Consider the following 19,355-nt stretch of genomic DNA (forward strand, 5'->3'; position numbering starts at 1 on the left):
TGTTTTTATTATTCAACTTCTTCATAATCAATATAGTCACCTACTTCTTTTTTAGGTTTTGGTGTCTCTTTTTGTGCTTGATTTTGTTGAGCTTGTTGTTGTTCAAATTGTTTTTTTAGATGTTCTTCCGCTTTTTTTGCCATTTGTTGTACCAAATAAGGTGCTAACAATCGCATTAAAAATTTAAGTAAATAATATACTAATATAATTGTAACTATCGTTCTTACAACACTTTGTAAACTTGCTGTATCCATTTCTTATTTTTTTCCAAAAATAAACATTATTCCTTCAAATGCTACTTAAAATTAGTATAAAATATTTACATTTGAATTTTAAAATTAGCACCTATGATTTGTTTCAAAAAAATTGCTTTGTGTTGTACTTTAATTTTAGTTTTTAAAGCGCAAGCTCAATTCACAGATCAAATTAATTCAAATAGACCTGGAAAATCCATGATGGCATTTGCAGTAGGAAAAAGCATCATACAAACAGAAACGGGAATTAATTACTTTAAAGAAGAGCACAATCTAATGAACTACACTGCAAAGGGATTTACAGGCGACCTAGCAATAAGATGGGGACTTTTTAAAGAAGAATTAGAATTACTCGCAGAAATTCAATACCAGAAAGACACTTATGAATCATTAGCTAGTTCTATGACAAGAAGTGCTGTAAGACAAACAACTTTTGGAGCTAAATATTTGGTTTATGATCCTTTTAAAAATTATGAAGAAAAAGTAAATGTGTATAGCTGGAAAGCGAATCATCGATTTAAATGGAGACAATTCATACCCGCTGTTGCAGGATATGCAGGAATTAATTTGAATTTTTCTGAAAATGTGGTATTCCAAAATTCTGGAATTCCTGAAGAAAAAATCAGCCCAAAAGCGATGTTAATTGCGCAAAATCATTTTGGAACGCGTTGGGTATTAGTTACAAATTTAATTTATAATAAAATTGGCACTGAATATGCTAGTAAAGATTATGTTATTACACTTACCCGAGGTATCAATAAAAATTTATCAATATTTGCTGAAAATCAAGGCTATATGGGTAAGTATTATAGCGATGGAATTGTACGATTAGGTGCTGCCTATTTATTAAATGACGATATGCAAATTGATGGCTCTTTTGGAACAAATATCAAAAATACTCCTAGTATTTTTTACGGGGGAATTGGTTTCTCTTGGCGTTTTAGAAACAACTATAAAGAAGTAAAACTTCCAAAACCTGGGACACAGAGCAAGATGGACAAAAAAATGGATAAAGCTTTAGACAAAAAGAAAAGAAAAGACGCTGTTGAATAATGATAGAAATTAGAGAAGTTACCACAAAAGCCCAAATGAAAGATTTTGTCATGTTTTCATTTGAGCTATATAAAGATAACCCCTATTGGGTCCCCCCCCTTATTAAAGAAGAATTAGAAAGTTTTGATAAAACAAAAAATCCAGCTTTTTTAAGTGCTGATGCTCATTTTTATTTAGCTTACAAAGACAATAAAATTGTAGGTAAAGTTGTCGCTATTATTAATTGGGATGAAGTAAACAAATTAGGTAAAAAAAAAGTAAGATTTGGTTGGTTTGATGTTATTGACGATATCAACGTCACTCAAGCACTATTAGAAAAAGTAGAACGTTTTGGTCGCGAACATAACATGGAACATATGGAAGGACCAATTGGATTTTCTAATTTAGATAAAGTTGGCGTGCTAACAGAAGGGTTTGAAGAGCAAGGATTAATGATTACTTGGTATAACTTTCCTTATTACAAAACACACTTTGAATTACTAGGTTTAACTGAAGAAAAAAAATATATAGAAAGTAGATTTCCTTTTAAAAATGTGGACGCTGTAACCTTCTCAAAGGCTGCAGAATTAATAAAAAAGAGGTACGAACTCACACCTTTAAATTTCACAAATTCAAAAGACATCATGCCTCTTGTAGATAAAATGTTTGATTTATTTAATGAATCTTATGCCAAATTACAATCTTTTGTAGCGATAAACGACATACAAATTGACTACTTTAAGAAAAAATATATCAGTTTTATTAATCCAGAATACATTAAATTTATTATGGATAAAAAAGGAAATATGATAGCTTTTAGTATTGTCATGCCCGATTTTTCAGATGCACTCATTAAAGCAAAAGGAAAATTATTCCCCTTTGGCTTTTACCATCTTTTAAGGGCCCGAAAAAATAGCAAAAAAACGGTATTTTATTTAATTGGCATAGTACCCGAATATCAAAGTAAGGGTGTAACTGCAATTGTTTTTGATGAATATGCTAAAACATTTGAAAAATTTGGAATTGAAACTTGTATACGAACACCTGAACTAGAAGAAAATACAGCAATTCAAAATCTTTGGAAGCATTTTAACCCAGAAGTATATAAAAAGAGAAGTACCTATTCTAAAAATTTATAAAAAAATAAAATATGTTTGGAGATATGATGAACATGATGGGTAAATTAAAAGAGACCCAACAGAAAGTAGAAGAAACAAAAAAACGATTGGATTTTGTATTAATCGATGAAAAAAGCAGTGATGGTTTACTAGAAGTAACACTAACGGCAAACAGATCTATTAAAAGCATTACTATTCATGACGAATTGTTTAATGATAAAGAAATGCTCGAAGATTACTTAATCACTACACTAAATAAAGCAATTTCTAGAGCAACGAATGTAAATGAAACAGAAATTGCCGCTGTAGCAAAGGAAGGCCTACCAAACATTCCAGGAATGGATAGGTTTAAATAAAAAAAGGAGCTTTAATAAAGCTCCTTTTTTTATTACGAATTAATAACTAATCTAAATCCTTCTCCATGGATATTTAAAATTTCGACACGTTCGTCTTTTTTCAAATATTTTCTCAATTTAGCAATGTACACATCCATACTTCTAGATGTGAAATAATTATCATCTCTCCAAATTTTTGTCAATGCTAATTCTCTTGGCATTAAATCATTAACATGTAATGCTAACATTTTTAACAATTCAGATTCTTTTGGCGACAATTTTATAGGTTCTTCATTTTCAAACGTTAAAAATCTCAATTTAGAATTCAAATGAAATTTTCCAATTTGAAATTCAAAAAGAGTTGAATCAGGTTTTGCATCAGAAGCTTTTCTTTGCATGATTGCTTTAATTTTCATCAATAACACTTCTGAATCAAATGGCTTATTTAAATAGTCATCTGCGCCAACTTTATACCCTTTTAATACATCTTCTTTCAATGTTTTAGCTGTTAAGAAAATAATAGGCACTTCTTGATTTTTTTCTCTTATTTCTCTAGCTAAGGTATAACCATCTTTGTAGGGCATCATTACATCTAAAATACATAAGTCGTAAGTACCTTTTTTGAATTTTTCAAATCCTTCCATGCCATTTTTAGCAAGGACTACTTCAAAATCATTGATTACTAAATAATCTCTCAAAACAGATCCAAAATTTGGGTCGTCTTCAACTAATAATATTTTCTTTGTTTCCATATTTAATTTATTAAGGGCAATTTTATAATAAACGTACTTCCTTTTCCTTTCTCACTCTCTACAAAAACCTGGCCATTATGATCATCGACAATTTGTTTTACATAAGCTAAACCTAAACCATGCCCCTTAACATTGTGTAAATCACCAGTATGCTCTCTAAAAAACTTTTCAAAAACTTTTTTCTGAGCTGCCTTAGACATACCAATTCCATTGTCTTGTATTTTAATAACTACAAAATCTTTAATGTTTTCTGTAGAAATAGTGATGACAGGTTTTTCCATCGAATATTTCATAGCATTATCTAGGATATTAACCAAAACATTTGTAAAATGAACGTCATTTAGTAGTACTGTATTTCTTGTTGCATTAAAATGCGTTTGAACTTCTCCTCCCCTATCTTCTAAAATCAAACTCACATGATCAATAGCTTCTTGTATAAAATCATTTATTTGATGTGGTTCTTTCTTTATTTCTAACTCATTTCGTTCTAATTTTGAAATGCGCAATACATTTTCAACTTGTGCATGCATGCGTTTATTTTCATCTTTAATCATTTGAAGATACTTTTGTACTTTTTCTTTATCATCAATGATTTTAGGATTTTTAATAGCATCTAAAGCTAAATTTATAGTAGCAATAGGTGTTTTAAACTCATGCGTCATATTATTGATGAAATCTGTTTTGATTTCAGAGATTTGTTTTTGTGTAATTAACTGTTTTAGGGCACTAGAATAGGTTATAATAATAATTAACGTGAATAATAGTGACAATATTGTCATGGGCATTAACTCAGAAAAAACATAATTTGTTTTATTCGGAAAACGCACCAACAGTTGATACTTTGTATTTCCGTCTGCATCCATTAATATTGGCATGCCATACGTGGTACATTTATCATACCTAAACTCTTCTGATTTAATTTTTGTGGCTAATCCATTACTATAAATAGCAAACTCATACGGTGTTTTAATTTCAGCCTTATGTAATTCAAAATTTAAAATACTATTAATTAATTTAGGCGAAATTCTTCTGTGTATAGGTCTTTGGGAAACAATATCTCTAAAGGCAACATAAAATTGTACACGATCTAAAATTTCTAAATTGCCCGATTTTTCAATAGTAACATTTGGCTTCGCTTCTAGTTTAATAGTATTTCCTTCTAATGAATTACCTTTATAAATTTGCGTTTTACGATTTGAAATATAATTTTTAATTCCAATAGGATATGCATTTTTATTAAAAAAAGCACCATTTACGCCAAAATCTTGTGGGAGAATTGTATTAGAATAAATTAATGTCTCGTTTGTTTTAGTATCCTTATCGTAAAAATAAATCTTGCGCAATTGTTCTCTTTTTGGCGCTCTACCTAAACTATCAGTAATTTGAAAATAACGCTTATAAAAATCAATAACTTCTTTATCATCAAGCTTTTTTGCAACATTATTAAGAACTTGTTGGGTGTGATGTTTAAACTGTTCGTCGTTTTTTATAAATGAGCTATTAATCCAATATAACTGAACTAAAATAATTCCAATCATGGAAATACTCATTAAAAAAACTAATATCCTAAACCTTGTTTTATTCATTCATTACAAATTTACAATGTAATATGTAAGCAATCAGAAGATTAACCAAACATTAACATTTATGTTAATTTATAGCGGTTTTTAAAATTTTGAAGAAGTATTTCAAGCTCTTCATGCATTTTATCCAAATTATCATTAGAAATCACATAAGTTGCTAATTTTTCTTTTTCTTCTTCAGGCAGTTGATTTTGGATAATTTGCAGTACTTCATCCTTTGACTTATTGTCTCTCTTCATTACTCTAGAAATTCTATTTTCTAATGATGCCTTTATGAGAATCGTAGCTTCACATTGTAAATGCCCTTTAGTTTCAAACAATATTGCAACTTCCTTAATGATAAAAGGAAATTGAGAATGATGCTGAAGCCATTGATTAAAATGCTCACGCACTATGGGATGGACAATCGCATTTAACTCTTTTAATTTAATGGGGTTATCAAAAACCAATTGACTAATTAATTTTCTATCAAGTTGACCTGTTGGTAACTTAATATTTTGGCTAAAAAGGGCTTGAATTTCGTTAATAACGTTTTCTTGCTGCATAATTTTTTTAGCTGCTTCGTCAGCAATATATACTGGGATGCCGTGTTTCTCAAAAAAACGTACTGCAGTAGATTTTCCACTACCAATTCCTCCAGTAAGTCCAATTACCTTAGTCATATTAGTTTTTAAAAAACAGTTTAGGAAATGCCTTTTGAGGGATTTTATTTCTTAGTTGTATCGCGTAATAAGACTGCAAAAAACCTTTTCCATAGCCAAAAAACTGAATACTAGCCGCTACTATGGAATAACTTCCTATTTTTATACTTCTATTTTGAACACTAGAAACTACGCCTAAACTAAAAAAGTAACTTATATAACAAATAAGTAGATATGGAAAAGATACTACTAACAGAACTAATGATAAACAAAAACCTAATAAAAATAAAGACGGAAACCAAAACGTAAATTTAGCATATTCGGGGTACCATTTATTTAAAATAGGTCTTGCTAATCCAAATTTTGTAACTTGTATGTAAAATTTATTCCAATCTATACGACGTTTATGGTATACAAAAGCAGATGTAATTAATTTTGTTTTAAACCCTAATTTCCATAATCTTATAGATAAATCAGGATCTTCTCCAGGATGAATATTCCCAAAACCTTGAGAAGCCTCAAAGGCCTTTTTAGATAAACCCATATTAAAACTTCGCGGTTGAAATTGAGTTAACTTTTCACTTCCTCCTCTAATTCCTCCTGTAGTTAAAAAAGAAGTCATCGTAAAATTAATTGCTTTTTGAATAGACGAAAAACTAGCTAAGGCGCTATCAGGCCCTCCAAAACAATCAACATATTCGTTTGTTAATGCTTTTTCTACTTCAGCCAAATATGTACTTGGAATAATACAATCTGAATCTAAAATAATAAAATACTCCCCTTTAGCCACTTTCATTCCATAATTACGTGAGTCACCTGGACCTGAATTTGTTTTATAATGGTATGAAATTGTTAAAGATGTATATTTTTCAACAATAGTTTTACAATCAATTGTTGAACCATCTTCAATAATAACGATTTCATAGTCTTTTGTATACTCCTGAATGGTTAAACTTTGTAATAACTCATCAATTTCATCAGGTCTATTGTATACTGGAATAATTAAAGAAAAATACATTTTGTTTTTTTGCAAAGATACGTAATAAAACAAAAAAGTCCCGATTACTCGGGACTTTTAAACTAGAAGTTGTATTAAACCTTATTGTTTAATTACTTTTATAGTATGAATTGTATCTTCAACAGTAATGTTTACAATGTAAGCACCCGCTGCTAAATCAGACATATTCACTTGAACATCTTTATCATTAGTAGTTTTATTGATTACTTGTTGACCTAAAAGGTTAACTACTTTAACATTACTAATTGTTGATGTGTAAGACAAATTTAACACATCTTTTACAGGGTTTGGATAAGCTACGAAGCTTGATGTGTCAAATGTATCATTTGATAAAGCAGCATCATAAGCCGAAACTTTAAAAGTACCGAAAGCATTATTTCCATATTCCCAAACTCTTACATATAATGTTTGACCTGCTATAATATTATTTGCTGAAGTTAAAGTAACCATAGAGAAGTTTCCATCTGTACTTGCATCATCATCACAACCGATTTGAGTTAATGAACCACAAGTTCCAGAATAAACTGATAATACTGTATCAGTAATATTACTTCCTGTATTACTATTTGTTTCAATAGTAATACTACCTGTTGCTGGTACAACTACAGAGTACCAAACATCTCCACCCGTATAAAGAGTATCACACGTTGGAACAGATACACCTGCAGAAGCAGTAGCTCCTACATTTGTACCAACAACTGGATTGGTAGCAAAAGCTACACCAGGTGTAAGGGCCACGGCCGTAGCACAATTATCATTTACTGGAGGAGTAGCTACAGTGGTAAAAGTAACTGTTGACCATGTACTGTAAGTTCCAGTACTACATACTGAACGAATATGAAAATAGTATGTTGTAGTTTGTGTTAATCCAGTAGCAGCATAAGATGTAGTGGTAAGTGAAGTACCTGAACTCGTTGGATCTGTAGCGGTAGTATTTAACACATACTCGTATCCAACAGCTGCACTTGGTACTGCTGTCCATGAAATAGTAGCAGTAGTATCAGTTATACCCGAAACCGAAGCATTAGGAGTTGGACACGCTGGTGATAATTTTAATTCAAAATCATCAAATGAAACATACCAAGGACCACCTGTTGGCTCATTAACACGTACTGCAAAATAATATGTCCCTGTAGTTGAAGGAACAAATGAACGTGTAATTTTATTGTAGGCCTGAGCGCTATAGGTTGAATTATCACCTGGTACATTATAAGACGCACCTAATTGAGTAGCTCCAGTAGAAACTTGATTTGTATTCACAAAATAATCAACAACCCATGAATTACCATTGTCTCCTTGAACATAAGACGAAAAATCATACGATGTTCCTGCTGTTAATTGGAAACCTGGTGTCCACATGTATTCGTTTGTAGCAGTCCATGAATCTCTAATATAATTTGTCCCTGTATTAGATGTACTCCAAGTTCCATTGGTGTTTTGTGATGACCAATCTCCATTTTCTTTAAACCAACACGAAGGGAAATTTGTTGTACCAACAGTTGTTAGTCCTTCAAATCCTTCTGTCCATGGCAATGAAGTTACAGGTACACATGCAGTCATAAATGAAACAGGTCCAATCCAAGGACTAGCATCTGTTGGATTAACTGTACAAATTGCTCTTACATAAATATAATAAGTTGTTGATGGTGTTAAGCCTGTAACACTAACATAAGGATTAGAAACAGAAGTACCTGAAGCAGTTGGCGCAGTAGCGGTTGTTGACACTACATATTGGTAACCATTTGCAGGTGCTGTAGTCGGTGCTGTCCAAGAAACATCAACTCCTGAAGAAGTTATATTAGCATATACTAATGCCGATGGCTCAACACAAGTTGGTATAGCTTCCCACACCACATCGTCAATTAATAAACTATTTCCAGGACTACCAGTATGTCTGAATGCAGGATAATCTGAATAAGAACCCGCAGGCGGTGCATACATGAAATTCTGATACGTTAATGATGAAGCTGTCATAGTAGTTAATGATACAAAAGTAGTAGCATCCATTGGATTTGTTAAATATCCGAACTCTACAATTCCTCCAACTGTAAAATTAGCTCTCATTTTAAATTTCAATCTATGTGTTCCAGCACCTAAATTTGAAACAGGTTGCATTTTAACAACAGCTAAACTAGTTGTTGAAAAAGCATACATATATAATGTATTAGGTGAAGAATTTGAACTTGAAGACTGAGTATTTGCAGTACCACCTGTCCCTACTTTTTCCCAACAAACCGGGAAAGCTGGTGTAGTTACTGTATCAAAATTTTGTATAAAACTAGTAACTGATGCGCAAGCGGTTGTGAATGTAGCTGATGCTGACCATGGACTATATGAGTTTGAACCGCAATTTGCTCTAACAAAAACATAATAGGTAGTGGCAGGTGTTAACCCTGTCAATGAAGCATAAATATTTGTAGTTGCTGTTCCTGCAACTGTAGGGGTTGTATTTGTGGTAGAAACAACATATTCATAACCCGAAGCTGGTACTGGATTTGTAGCATCCCATGAAATAGCAGCACCTGTCGATGTAATAGATGATGAAACTATATTTAATGGTTCAATACAAGATGGTGTTAACCTAATTTGAAAATTGTCCACAAAAAACTGTAAATCTGCAGCTCCATCATTTGACCCTTCAACTACTCTATAGGCAAAACGAACTGTTTGTCCTGCATAAGCATCAAGATCTATTATGTTAGGCGTGGCTGTTGGTCCAGGAACATTTGAATCGCCATAAGTATATAAAACAGTCCAATTTGTAGTTCCTGTTGAACTAACTAAAACTTCTACAAAGTCATCACTTTCCCAGTTTGTAACCGCTGTAGTAGCACCATAATTAGTAGCTGCAGCATCGAATTTTAATTCATATCCAGATGCTGGGATTGTATATTCAGGTGAGATTATCCAATCATTTGCTGAAGCCAACCAAATATTATATGTAATTGCTCCTGTAGTTCCTACATTGCCAAAACCATCTGCAAACCAACTATTTGATCCTGTGGTAGCAGGTCCAGCTGTTAAGTCTCCATTATCTCCTTTTATCCAACATGTATTTGGTAAAAACGTGTTAAAAGGTTCTAAAACAGGAAAAGTAGTAATTGGCGCACAAGCTGTAGTAAAAGTAAATGGTCCATTCCATGAACTATACTGACCTGAACCACAATTAGTTCTCACAAAAATATAATATTGTGTGATAGGTAATAAATTAGACAAGCTAGCAAAAATATTTGTTGTTGCAGTTCCTGCTCCTGTAGGAGCAACATTAGAAGTTGACACTACATATTCATAACCAATTGTTGACCCTGACGAAGAAGCGTCCCAAGAAACATCAGCACTAAAAGCCGTAACATTTGCACTTACAATATTTAACGGCGCTAAACAACTTGCTGTTGAGCCTGTGGCAACTAACATTGGACGAGATGTTGATACTCCCCCTTCAAATGTTGGTATTGTTGCAGTAGTACAAGGTGCTGTAGCTGTATCACTTCTATAATATGCCGAACCATTATAAGTTAATGTAGAATTAGCACATTGAACATTTTCTGTGTAGGCTCCAGATGCATTTCCTGCACAAACTTCAATAATAATATTTGAAGTACCATCCCAAACAAATGGAGTAGTTAAGGTAAATACAACATTTCCTGTCGCACTTGGCGTATAATCCGTTGGACCATAAACTAAAGTAGCTCCGGTTTCAAAGGTTGTAGTTAATGCTGTTGCAGTGGTTGATTTCATAGATATACTATATCCTTCTTGAAGTCCAGCAGTACCTATTGAAGTTACTACCCAACCAATTTCAGTAATATTACCAGCAACTAACCCCGCTGAAGATAATTCCGCAGCTGTATACAAAAACTGAGCGCGTCCCGTTTTGTAATAGTCTTGTAAAGGGCATGGATACTCAGTAGTCCCATTAGGTGTTCCGTCATTAACCCCAACTACAACCGTCCCTGTTTGAGCAGAGAGCTGTAAAAATGTAATTAATGCAAAAAACAAAAACGTAATTTTTTTCATTATTTATATGTTAATTAGTTAAACAAATGCTAATATAAATAAAAAATCAATAACTTTTTCATAATACACATAAAAATGTTATAAAAAATAAAAAAAACACCCGAACTATGTCGGGTATTTTAAAATATTATTTCTATTAATTAAATACTTGGCACGAGTACCATTTCATTTGTATCTTTTAAGTAATCAACACCTGTAAAACCAAATCCAAATAAATTTAAAAAATCTTGCTTGTAACCTTCTAAATCTCCTATTTCAGAAAGATTTTCTGTAGTAGCTTGTTTCCAAAATGCAGCTACTTTTTCTTGAACATCTGCACGCATTTCCCAATCATCAATTCGAATTCTGCCTTGTTCGTCTGTAGGAATATTTTGTTCATTATATAATCTATCCGCATACAAACGCTGCATTTGTTCAATACACCCTTCATGTATCCCTTCTTCTTTCATTATTTTATACAACAATGAAATGTATAATGGTATAACCGGTATAGCAGAACTTGCTTGTGTAACTAACGCTTTATTTACAGAAACAAAGGCTTTACCTCCAATTGATGTTAAAGCATCTGTTATTTCAAAAGCCGTAGCTTCTAAATGATCTTTAGCTCTTCCTATAGTCCCTTTTCTATAAACCGGCTCGGTTACTTCTGGCCCTATATACGAATAAGCAACAGTCATTGCTCCCTGCGCTAGAACACCTGCCTCTTTTAAATCATTCATCCACATCGCCCAATCTTCTCCCCCCATAACCACTACGGTATTGTCAATGTCCTCTTGTACAGCAGGTTCAATGGAAACTTCTGAGACTATACCTGTATGAAAATCAACTGTTTTATTTGTAAATTTTGCTCCAATTGGTTTTAAAGTAGAACGGTGCAATACGCCTGTTGTAGGATGTAAACGCACGGGTGAAGCTAAACTATAAATAACCAAATCTACCTGACCTAAATCTTGTTTAATCAAATCAATGGTTTGTTGCTTCACTTCATTAGAAAATGCGTCTCCATTGATACTTTTGGCATATAATCCTGCTTGAGCAGCCTCTTTTTCAAATGCAGCAGAATTATACCAACCCGGAGAAGCTGTTTTTCCTTCAGCAGGGCCTTTTTCAAAAAACACACCAATTGTTGCCGCATCACAACCAAAAGCACTTGTTATTCTTGAGGCTAAACCAAATCCTGTTGAAGCACCTATTACTAATACGTTTTTTGCTCCGTTAATTTTACCTTTTGATTTTACATATTCTATTTGATTTTTTACGTTTTGCGCACAACCTTCAGGATGAGCTGTCAAACATATAAATCCACGCATTCTAGGTTCAATAATCATAATTTTTATTTTTATTTTGTTATAGGATGTATGCAAAAATACAAATTAATTTAATAATGTTTTTGCATGTGTAATGGCTGATTCTGTATAATTTTTTCCTGCCAACATTTCAGCGAGTTCATGAATACGCGCTTCAGATGCTAATTTTTCAATTTTTGACAAGGTCGTTTCACCTTGAATAAATTTAGAAACTTTGTAATGTTGATTTCCTTTAGCCGCAATTTGAGGCAAATGCGTAATAGCGAACACTTGTCGTTTTTGACTCATCTGTTTCATTATTTCTGCCATTTTTAAAGCGATTTCACCCGAGACACCCGTATCAATTTCATCAAAAACGATAGTAGGTAACTGCGTAAAATCAGCAAGAATAGATTTAATCGCTAACATAATACGCGACATTTCTCCTCCAGATGCTACTTTTTTCAGCGTTCCAAAATTTGATCCTTTATTAGCAGAAAAAAGAAGTTGCAATTCATCTTTTCCACTAGTTAAAAAAGATATTGAAGGTATTAAATTTATTTGAAATGCAGCGTTTGGTATTCCCAACTCCTTTAATATCACTTCGGCTTTTGAACTAAAATCAGGAATCGCTTTAGCACGATTATTCGAAAGAATAGTAGCTAAATTAATTACTTGTTTTTCTTGCGATTCTATTTTTTCAGACAACGCTTGTATTTCGTCTCCTAAACCAGTAACACGACCTACTTTTATGGTTAAACTCGCTTGAATTTCTAACAATTCACTTACTGTTTGCACGTAATGTTTTTTTTGCAAATCGTAAATAAGTTGTAAACGAGAAGTTAACCAATTCATTCGCTCAGGATCAAAAATAACTTTTTCTACATATTCGGCACATAAATCTGAAACGTCTTCTAATTCTATAATTACCGATTGTATACGTGCTACTAATTCTTCGTATTTTGAGGAGAAAGAAGCAATTTTTTGTAACGCATTTTTTGATTCTTTTAATGTGTTTAAAAAACCTATTTGCTCTTCCTGACTCAATGCTATTGTTTTGGCTAAATTTTCATGTATTACTTCAACATTATTAAGAGTTTCTAGCTCTTCTTCTAAAATTTCTTGTTCGTCATTTTTTAGATTAGCAGCTTCTAATTCTTGTAACAAGAATATATTATATTCCTCTTCTTTACTACTTTGGCGTTGTTCTTCTTTTAAGATTTCTAGTTGCTTGACTAATGATTTATAAGTTGACAACTGTGCTGTATACTCTTTTAATACTTCTACATTGTTGCCCATAGCATCTAAAATAGACAACTGATACTCTTGTTGTTCTAATTCTTTGGTATCATGCTGTGAATGAATATCAATTAAATAGGCTGTTAACAATTGTAATTCAGCTAAATTAGTAGGGGTGTCATTAACAAAAGCCCTTGATTTACCAGAAGGTAAAATTTCTCTTCTGATAATGGTTGTAGCTTCATAATCTAAATCATTATCAGCAAAAAGTTGCTGTAAGTTGTAAGCCTCAATTTTAAAGGTAGCTTCAACAATGCATTTTTTTTCTTTATCTTTCAAAGCAGACAAATCGGCTCTATTTCCCATAATTAAACCGAGTGCACCTAATAATATTGACTTACCCGCCCCTGTTTCTCCTGTAATAGTAGAAAAATTAGCAGAAAAATCAATTTCTAAATGCTCAATAAGGGCATAATTTTGAACAGATAAAGACAACAACATAGCTTACTTTATTTTATTCCATTTAGATGAATTTAACGGCGAGATAGTTTGTAAGGCATCTATTAGTTTTGACGTATCAACTGGAGGACCTCCACCAAAAATAGTAACTATTTCATCTGTTTTTGCATCAAAAAAAGTTCGAGCTAATAAGGAATTAGGACGTACTTTATGTAGCTGTAGCAATGTATCAATAGCGCTGCTTATACCTAATTTTCCTGCTTTAACATTCCCTGCCATGATATCTAAACCTTTAATATGATAAGCATACATGGTTTCTCTATAAGGGTCGAAAGTAGGTGACATTAAATCAGAAATAAGATTATATCTAGTTGGATTTTTTCCCGTTTGCACCCAACCAGCATATCCACTAGATTGTGCCATATTTGAAACCGTAAGTGCTTTTTCATAGGCCTCTGTTCCACCTTTACTAGCAAACGTATCTGCATCTGCACCAATAATTACATGGGCATAAAATGACAATATAGAGACTAAATTTGACGTAAATGCATTTTGATCATATATAAAATTTTCAAACTCTACATATTTAAATTGAACGTCTTTATCATTCAAATTTAAAACAGGTGTAGTGTAGGTTGCATTATGCACTGGACGTGAAGAATTTACTTGTAATGTTGCATTAAAATTATTACTATCAAATGAATTGATAATGAAGAAAAAAGCACAATTAATGCGTTCATTATTTTTGAATTCTTTTTCTGTAAACTTAGTGTTGTTTAAAAAATCACTTATTTGCTTTTCTAATGTTTTAAAAATTTGTGGATTAACATTGGTTACTTTATCATAATTAAGCGTAGCCGTACATCTTAATTCTTGTGCTTGACTTATACAAACTAAAAATAAGCATATCAAAAACAATCTAAACTTCATATTTTTTCACAATTAAGTTGACTATATCTTCAGCTACTAATTCTTTAGATTTTAATTCCTGTTCAAAACAATTAAACTCTTTATCTATAAAAGTAACTTTATTTGTTGGTGTTCCAAAGCCCGCACCTTTATCATTTAATGAATTAAGCACAATATAATCTAACTTCTTTTTGAGAATTTTAGCTTTGGCATTTTCAATTTCATTTTCCGTTTCTAACGCAAAACCTATTAAAAACTGACTTTTTTTATTTTGACCTAAAGATAACAAAATATCTTTGTTTTTTTCTAATTCAATAGAAAACGTATCTTCACTCTTTTTTATTTTATGTGTTGCCATTTTTTTTGGCTTGTAATCCGCTACAGCGGCCGCAGCAATAACAGCATCAACCGCATCATAATTAGCAAAACAAGCCTCGTACATTTCATCTGCTGAAACAACCGAAACAATTTCTACATTGGTATGCTTCAAACAAAGATGTGTAGGACCTGTAATCAAGACTACTTCTGCCCCTTTTTCTGCTGCTTTAAGCGCTATATCAAAGCCCATTTTTCCACTAGCGTGGTTTCCTATAAAACGAACGGGATCAATAGCTTCGTAGGTTGGACCAGCAGTTACCATAATTTTTTTTCCTTTTAGTGGCAACTTACTTTCTAAATCTTTTTCAAGAAATGAAATAATGTTTTCGGGTTCTGCCATTCTACCTTCACCCTGTAAACCACTTGCTAATTCTCCAGTTTCTGCTGGAATCATGATATTACCAAATGATTGCAAGGTGGTAAAATTTGCAAGTGTACTTGAATGTTTATACATATCTAAATCCATGGCTGGCGCAAAATAAACAGGGCATTTTGCAGAAAGATACGTTGCTAATACTAAATTATCACACGTTCCTGAAGCCATTTTTGAAAGCGTATTAGCTGTTGCTGGTGCTATAACTATCATGTCTGCCCAAAGTGCTAATTCTACATGATTATTCCATACCCCTTCTGCATTTGTATCATCAGGTTCGTTATAGAAAGAAGAATAAACTGGATTTTTAGATAATGTTGCTAGGGTAAGTGGTGTAACAAAATCTTTAGAAGCAGGTGTCATTACAACTTGTACTTGAGCACCTGCTTTTATGAATAGTCTGACTAATGTGGCCGTTTTATAAGCAGCAATTCCACCAGAAACACCCAGTAAGATTTTTTTACCACTTAAAACAGACATCAAACTGTATTTTAGTTATTTAGAATTCTTGTAGTATGTTTTACCGTCTAACCATTCTTGCACGGCTAAAGCGTGAGGTTTAGGTAATTTTTCATAAAATTTAGAAACTTCAATTTGTTCTTTATTTTCAAAAATCTCTTCTAAACTATCATTATACGTAGCAAATTCGTCTAATTTATCTAATAATTCTTTTTTAATTTCAGAATTAATTTGATTTGCTCTTCTAGCCATAATTGTAATGGCTTCATACACATTTCCTGTTGGTTCTTCGATTACACTTTTATTATATGTAATTGTGTTTACAGGGGCATTGGTTTTCTTTAAATCCATGATAATGATTAATTTGTATATTGTTTTAATTCTCTATCTAATGTTTCTGCCATTTTAGTAGCTTCAGCTAAAAATTTAGTATCTGGTTTAAATTTAACTAAATTAGTATATAATTCTTTAGCATCATTTAATCGTTCTTGTTTTTTTGCAGGAACAGATAAAATAGCTATTTGATACGCTGAACCAAATTTATAAAACAAAGCATCTTCTTTAAATTTTGTTCCTGGATAATCTAAAATAAAATTATCAAGTGCTTTAATTGCTGTATTATAATTGTGAAAATATTCTCCAGTTGTATAATATTGTTTTGCGATTTCAAATGCTTTCAACTCTAACTTTTCATTCATTGTTTTCACTAAAGCATTAGCCTGTGGTAAAAATTCAGAGTTTGGATATTTATCTACAAATGCTTGAAGTTTGTCTAATGCTTTATAGGTATCCACTTGATCTAAACTATACATAGGCGACAATCTTGAATAGCATTCTGCACTCAAAAAAGCAGCTTCGGGTGTATGTATACTACGAGGGTAATTTGCTGCAAAACTTTCAAACTGATACCCTGCAGAGTAATATTCTTTATTCAAATATAAAGCTTTTGAATATTTATAAAATACCTCTTCTGCTTTTGGATTGGCACGCATAGCTGTTGCATACATGTCAAACAATCGTATTGCCTTAGTATATTTTTTTTTTTCATATAACTTTAGAAATACGTTGTTTTTAAACTCAACGTCTTCTGATTTAAGTGCTTTTTGGTATTCGCTACATGAAGCCAAAACCATTATGCTGAAAAAGATATAGATATATTTACTCATAAATGTTTTACATTTTTACCTATCTAACCCATAGATAAATAAGCAACCGCAAAGGTAGCTATATTTTTATGGATTTCAAAAAGATTTTTTTAATTCAGTTTTTTAATAAAATCACCTATTCTATTTGATAGATTTTCATCTACATTAACTAACGGCAAACGAACTGTGTTTTCTGACAAACCAAGATGTTTAAAGACTTCTTTAATTCCTCCTGGATTTCCTTGTTCAAAAATCATATCAATAGCATCTGCTAATTTATAATGCAATTGATACGCTTCTTCTACTTTTCTATTTAATCCTAATCGAACCATTTCGGAAAATTCTTTTGGAAACCCTTCGCCAATAACAGAAATAACACCTGCTCCACCTGCTAATACCATAGGTAACGTAACCATATCATCACCTGAAATCACTAAAAATCCTTCTGGTTTATGTTGAATCAATTTCATAGCTTGAACAATATCGCCAGCAGCTTCTTTAATCGCAATTACATTTTTAAAATCATTTGCTAATCTAATTACAGTTGAAGGTAACATATTACTAGAGGTTCTACCTGGAACATTATATAATATAACAGGAAGTGGAGAAGCTTCTGCAACTGCTTTAAAATGCTGATAAATTCCTTCTTGTGTGGGCTTATTATAATAAGGCGAAACAGATAAAATAGCAGAAAAACCTGTGAAATCTCTAGTTTTCAATTCTTCCACTACCTTGTGGGTATTATTCCCTCCTACTCCTAACACAATAGGTACTCGGTTTTTATTTGCTGCGGAGATAGTAGCTATTACAAGCTCTTTTTCTTCCGAACTTAATGTCGCCGATTCTGCAGTTGTACCTAAAACCACTAAGTATTCTACACCGCCATCAATGACATAATCTACAATTCTGGTTAAGGCTTCTGTATCAACAGAAAAATCTTTTTTAAATGGTGTTACTAATGCCACACCTGTTCCTATTAATGATTGCATTTTTAGATTTTATTTATTATTTTTAAATATTTGAACACTTCCGAAATAAATGTTTTGTAATTTTCTGCAAATTCATTTACTACTAAATGATTTACTTTTTTATGTATGGTTTGAAAACCTATTTTAAATTTGGCTTTTGAAAGAAAAGAAACTGCCAATAATGGGGCTTTTTCAATATCATAATAACTAATTAACAAATCAAACGATTTGGCTGTAAAATTTAGTACTTCTGCATTTTTCACAGTACCTGACCATGCTATGTCTTTGTAAGTAAAATACAATTTATTTTCAGCACTTCCTTTCTTTTTTTTATCTACAAAACAAAGCAATTCTATTTGACTTGGTTGAAATCCAAAAGCACAAATTTCTTCAATCAATTGGGCTGTATAAAGGAAGTAAGATTCATCAACTAGTAACCCAATCGATGCTATTTTAGAATCCGAATGAGGTAAGGTAAATGACTCTATTTTTTTATAAATTTTTCTTTTTAGAAAAAAGTTTTTAATAATTCTTGAAAACATTGTATTTTTACTTCCTTATACAAATTTAACGTAAACAATTGGAAAATATGTTATCCAAAAATAAAAATACTATTTCATTTGACACTTTTTTTGTTACAATTTTAACATTAAGTGTTTTTATTTCTTGTAAACCAACTAGTTACACAAACTATAAAATTGAAGGAAAAAAAATCCCAATTACAAATGAATTTAAAACTGATCCAACAATTGATGCGTATGTTGAACCCTATAGAGCTCATATAAACAAGGATTTAGACAGTGTTTTATCATTTTGCCCTGTTACTTTAGACAAATTTAAAGGCGAATACCAAACAAATATTGGTGATTTTATTGCCGATGCTTGTGTAGAATTAGCTAACCCTATTTTTTACAAAAGAGAACAAAAAAATATTGATGGAGCTATCTTTAATCATGGTGGTATTAGAACAATAATTCCTCAAGGAAACGTAACAAAACGCACTGCCTATGAAGTGATGCCGTTTGAAAACACACTTATTGTTGTAGCTTTAAAAGGAAGTCAATTACAAGATATTGCTTCTTACTTTATGAAAGAAAAAAAGCCACACCCTCTTTATGGATTCCACATTTATTTAAACGATAAATTAGAAGTAACAAAAATGACGGTTAACAACCAACCTATTGAAGCTTCAAAAACATATTACGTTTTGACTTCTGATTATTTATCAAATGGAGGTGACAACATGACTTTCTTTTTAAAAAATGAAGGCAAGTATGATTTAAATTATAAAATGCGAAATGTTCTTATTGATTACTTCGCTAGTCATAAATCTATTGAAGCCTTACCAAAATCAAGAGTCACTAAAGAATAATTTGCCTTATACAATTC

The 19,355-nt window shown here is 31.9% G+C and carries 18 protein-coding genes; 4 read left to right on the forward strand and 14 right to left on the reverse strand.

Annotated elements, in window-relative coordinates:
* Window positions 1–8 precede the first annotated feature (8 nt).
* Window positions 9–254, reverse strand: coding sequence for a DUF4834 domain-containing protein (locus tag RF683_RS06505; protein ID WP_298656289.1), 246 nt, complete (start codon window positions 252–254; stop codon window positions 9–11).
* A gap of 93 nt (window positions 255–347) precedes the next feature.
* Here RF683_RS06505 and RF683_RS06510 point away from each other — a divergent pair, with 93 nt between their 5' ends.
* The 3 genes from RF683_RS06510 to RF683_RS06520 are packed head-to-tail and all read left to right on the forward strand — an operon-like array spanning window position 348 to window position 2,760.
* Window positions 348–1,307, forward strand: a complete 960-nt coding sequence (locus RF683_RS06510; RefSeq protein WP_309531531.1) for a transporter — start codon at window positions 348–350, stop codon at window positions 1,305–1,307.
* Window positions 1,307–2,425: a GTP cyclohydrolase gene (locus RF683_RS06515; RefSeq protein ID WP_309531532.1), complete on the forward strand. Its 1,119-nt coding sequence runs from the start codon at window positions 1,307–1,309 to the stop codon at window positions 2,423–2,425. The genes RF683_RS06510 and RF683_RS06515 overlap by 1 nt, the downstream gene beginning before the upstream one ends.
* A gap of 11 nt (window positions 2,426–2,436) precedes the next feature.
* On the forward strand, window positions 2,437–2,760 hold the full coding sequence (locus RF683_RS06520; protein ID WP_309531533.1) for a YbaB/EbfC family nucleoid-associated protein: 324 nt from the start codon (window positions 2,437–2,439) through the stop codon (window positions 2,758–2,760).
* A gap of 32 nt (window positions 2,761–2,792) precedes the next feature.
* Here RF683_RS06520 and RF683_RS06525 read toward each other — a convergent pair whose 3' ends face one another.
* From RF683_RS06525 to RF683_RS06585, 13 genes are all read right to left on the reverse strand, one after another.
* Window positions 2,793–3,491 carry a response regulator transcription factor gene (locus RF683_RS06525; protein WP_298656301.1) on the reverse strand — a complete coding sequence of 233 codons (699 nt, stop codon included), beginning with the start codon at window positions 3,489–3,491 and terminating at the stop codon, window positions 2,793–2,795.
* Between the two features lie 2 nt (window positions 3,492–3,493).
* Entirely contained in the window at window positions 3,494–5,077 is a 1,584-nt protein-coding gene (locus RF683_RS06530) for a sensor histidine kinase (RefSeq protein WP_309531534.1), read from the reverse strand.
* Window positions 5,078–5,136: 59 nt separating this feature from the next.
* The gene (gene coaE / locus RF683_RS06535; protein WP_309531535.1) at window positions 5,137–5,736 is read right to left on the reverse strand and encodes a dephospho-CoA kinase; all 600 of its coding nucleotides are present in this window, start codon (window positions 5,734–5,736) and stop codon (window positions 5,137–5,139) included.
* A 1-nt stretch (window position 5,737) separates the two neighbouring features.
* The gene (locus RF683_RS06540; protein WP_309531536.1) at window positions 5,738–6,733 is read right to left on the reverse strand and encodes a glycosyltransferase family 2 protein; all 996 of its coding nucleotides are present in this window, start codon (window positions 6,731–6,733) and stop codon (window positions 5,738–5,740) included.
* Between the two features lie 81 nt (window positions 6,734–6,814).
* Window positions 6,815–10,750 (reverse strand): fibronectin type III domain-containing protein, encoded by a 3,936-nt coding sequence (locus RF683_RS06545; protein WP_309531537.1) that lies wholly within the window; start codon window positions 10,748–10,750, stop codon window positions 6,815–6,817.
* Window positions 10,751–10,890: 140 nt separating this feature from the next.
* A complete protein-coding gene (gene fabV, locus RF683_RS06550) occupies window positions 10,891–12,078 on the reverse strand; it encodes an enoyl-ACP reductase FabV (protein WP_309531538.1) in 1,188 nt (395 codons plus the stop codon).
* Between the two features lie 45 nt (window positions 12,079–12,123).
* On the reverse strand, window positions 12,124–13,776 hold the full coding sequence (gene recN, locus RF683_RS06555) for a DNA repair protein RecN (RefSeq protein ID WP_309531539.1): 1,653 nt from the start codon (window positions 13,774–13,776) through the stop codon (window positions 12,124–12,126).
* 3 nt (window positions 13,777–13,779) lie between these two features.
* On the reverse strand, window positions 13,780–14,664 hold the full coding sequence (gene porD, locus RF683_RS06560) for a type IX secretion system protein PorD (protein WP_309531540.1): 885 nt from the start codon (window positions 14,662–14,664) through the stop codon (window positions 13,780–13,782).
* A complete protein-coding gene (gene coaBC, locus RF683_RS06565) occupies window positions 14,654–15,874 on the reverse strand; it encodes a bifunctional phosphopantothenoylcysteine decarboxylase/phosphopantothenate--cysteine ligase CoaBC (RefSeq protein WP_309531541.1) in 1,221 nt (406 codons plus the stop codon). The genes porD and coaBC overlap by 11 nt, the downstream gene beginning before the upstream one ends.
* 15 nt (window positions 15,875–15,889) lie before the next feature.
* A complete protein-coding gene (locus tag RF683_RS06570) occupies window positions 15,890–16,204 on the reverse strand; it encodes a DNA-directed RNA polymerase subunit omega (RefSeq protein WP_298660612.1) in 315 nt (104 codons plus the stop codon).
* 8 nt (window positions 16,205–16,212) lie between these two features.
* Window positions 16,213–17,019 carry an outer membrane protein assembly factor BamD gene (locus tag RF683_RS06575; RefSeq protein ID WP_309531542.1) on the reverse strand — a complete coding sequence of 269 codons (807 nt, stop codon included), beginning with the start codon at window positions 17,017–17,019 and terminating at the stop codon, window positions 16,213–16,215.
* 89 nt (window positions 17,020–17,108) lie between these two features.
* The gene (gene dapA / locus RF683_RS06580; protein ID WP_309531543.1) at window positions 17,109–17,987 is read right to left on the reverse strand and encodes a 4-hydroxy-tetrahydrodipicolinate synthase; all 879 of its coding nucleotides are present in this window, start codon (window positions 17,985–17,987) and stop codon (window positions 17,109–17,111) included.
* A gap of 2 nt (window positions 17,988–17,989) precedes the next feature.
* Window positions 17,990–18,508, reverse strand: a complete 519-nt coding sequence (locus RF683_RS06585; protein ID WP_309531544.1) for a DUF6913 domain-containing protein — start codon at window positions 18,506–18,508, stop codon at window positions 17,990–17,992.
* A 47-nt stretch (window positions 18,509–18,555) separates the two neighbouring features.
* On the opposite strand from RF683_RS06585, the gene RF683_RS06590 reads away from it, so the two are divergent.
* Complete coding sequence (locus tag RF683_RS06590; RefSeq protein WP_309531545.1) at window positions 18,556–19,338, forward strand: 5'-nucleotidase; 783 nt, start codon at window positions 18,556–18,558, stop codon at window positions 19,336–19,338.
* The last annotated feature ends 17 nt before the right edge of the window (window positions 19,339–19,355 follow it).

The organism is Flavobacterium sp. 20NA77.7 (genome assembly GCF_031326205.1).
Lineage (GTDB): Bacteria > Bacteroidota > Bacteroidia > Flavobacteriales > Flavobacteriaceae > Flavobacterium > Flavobacterium nakdongensis.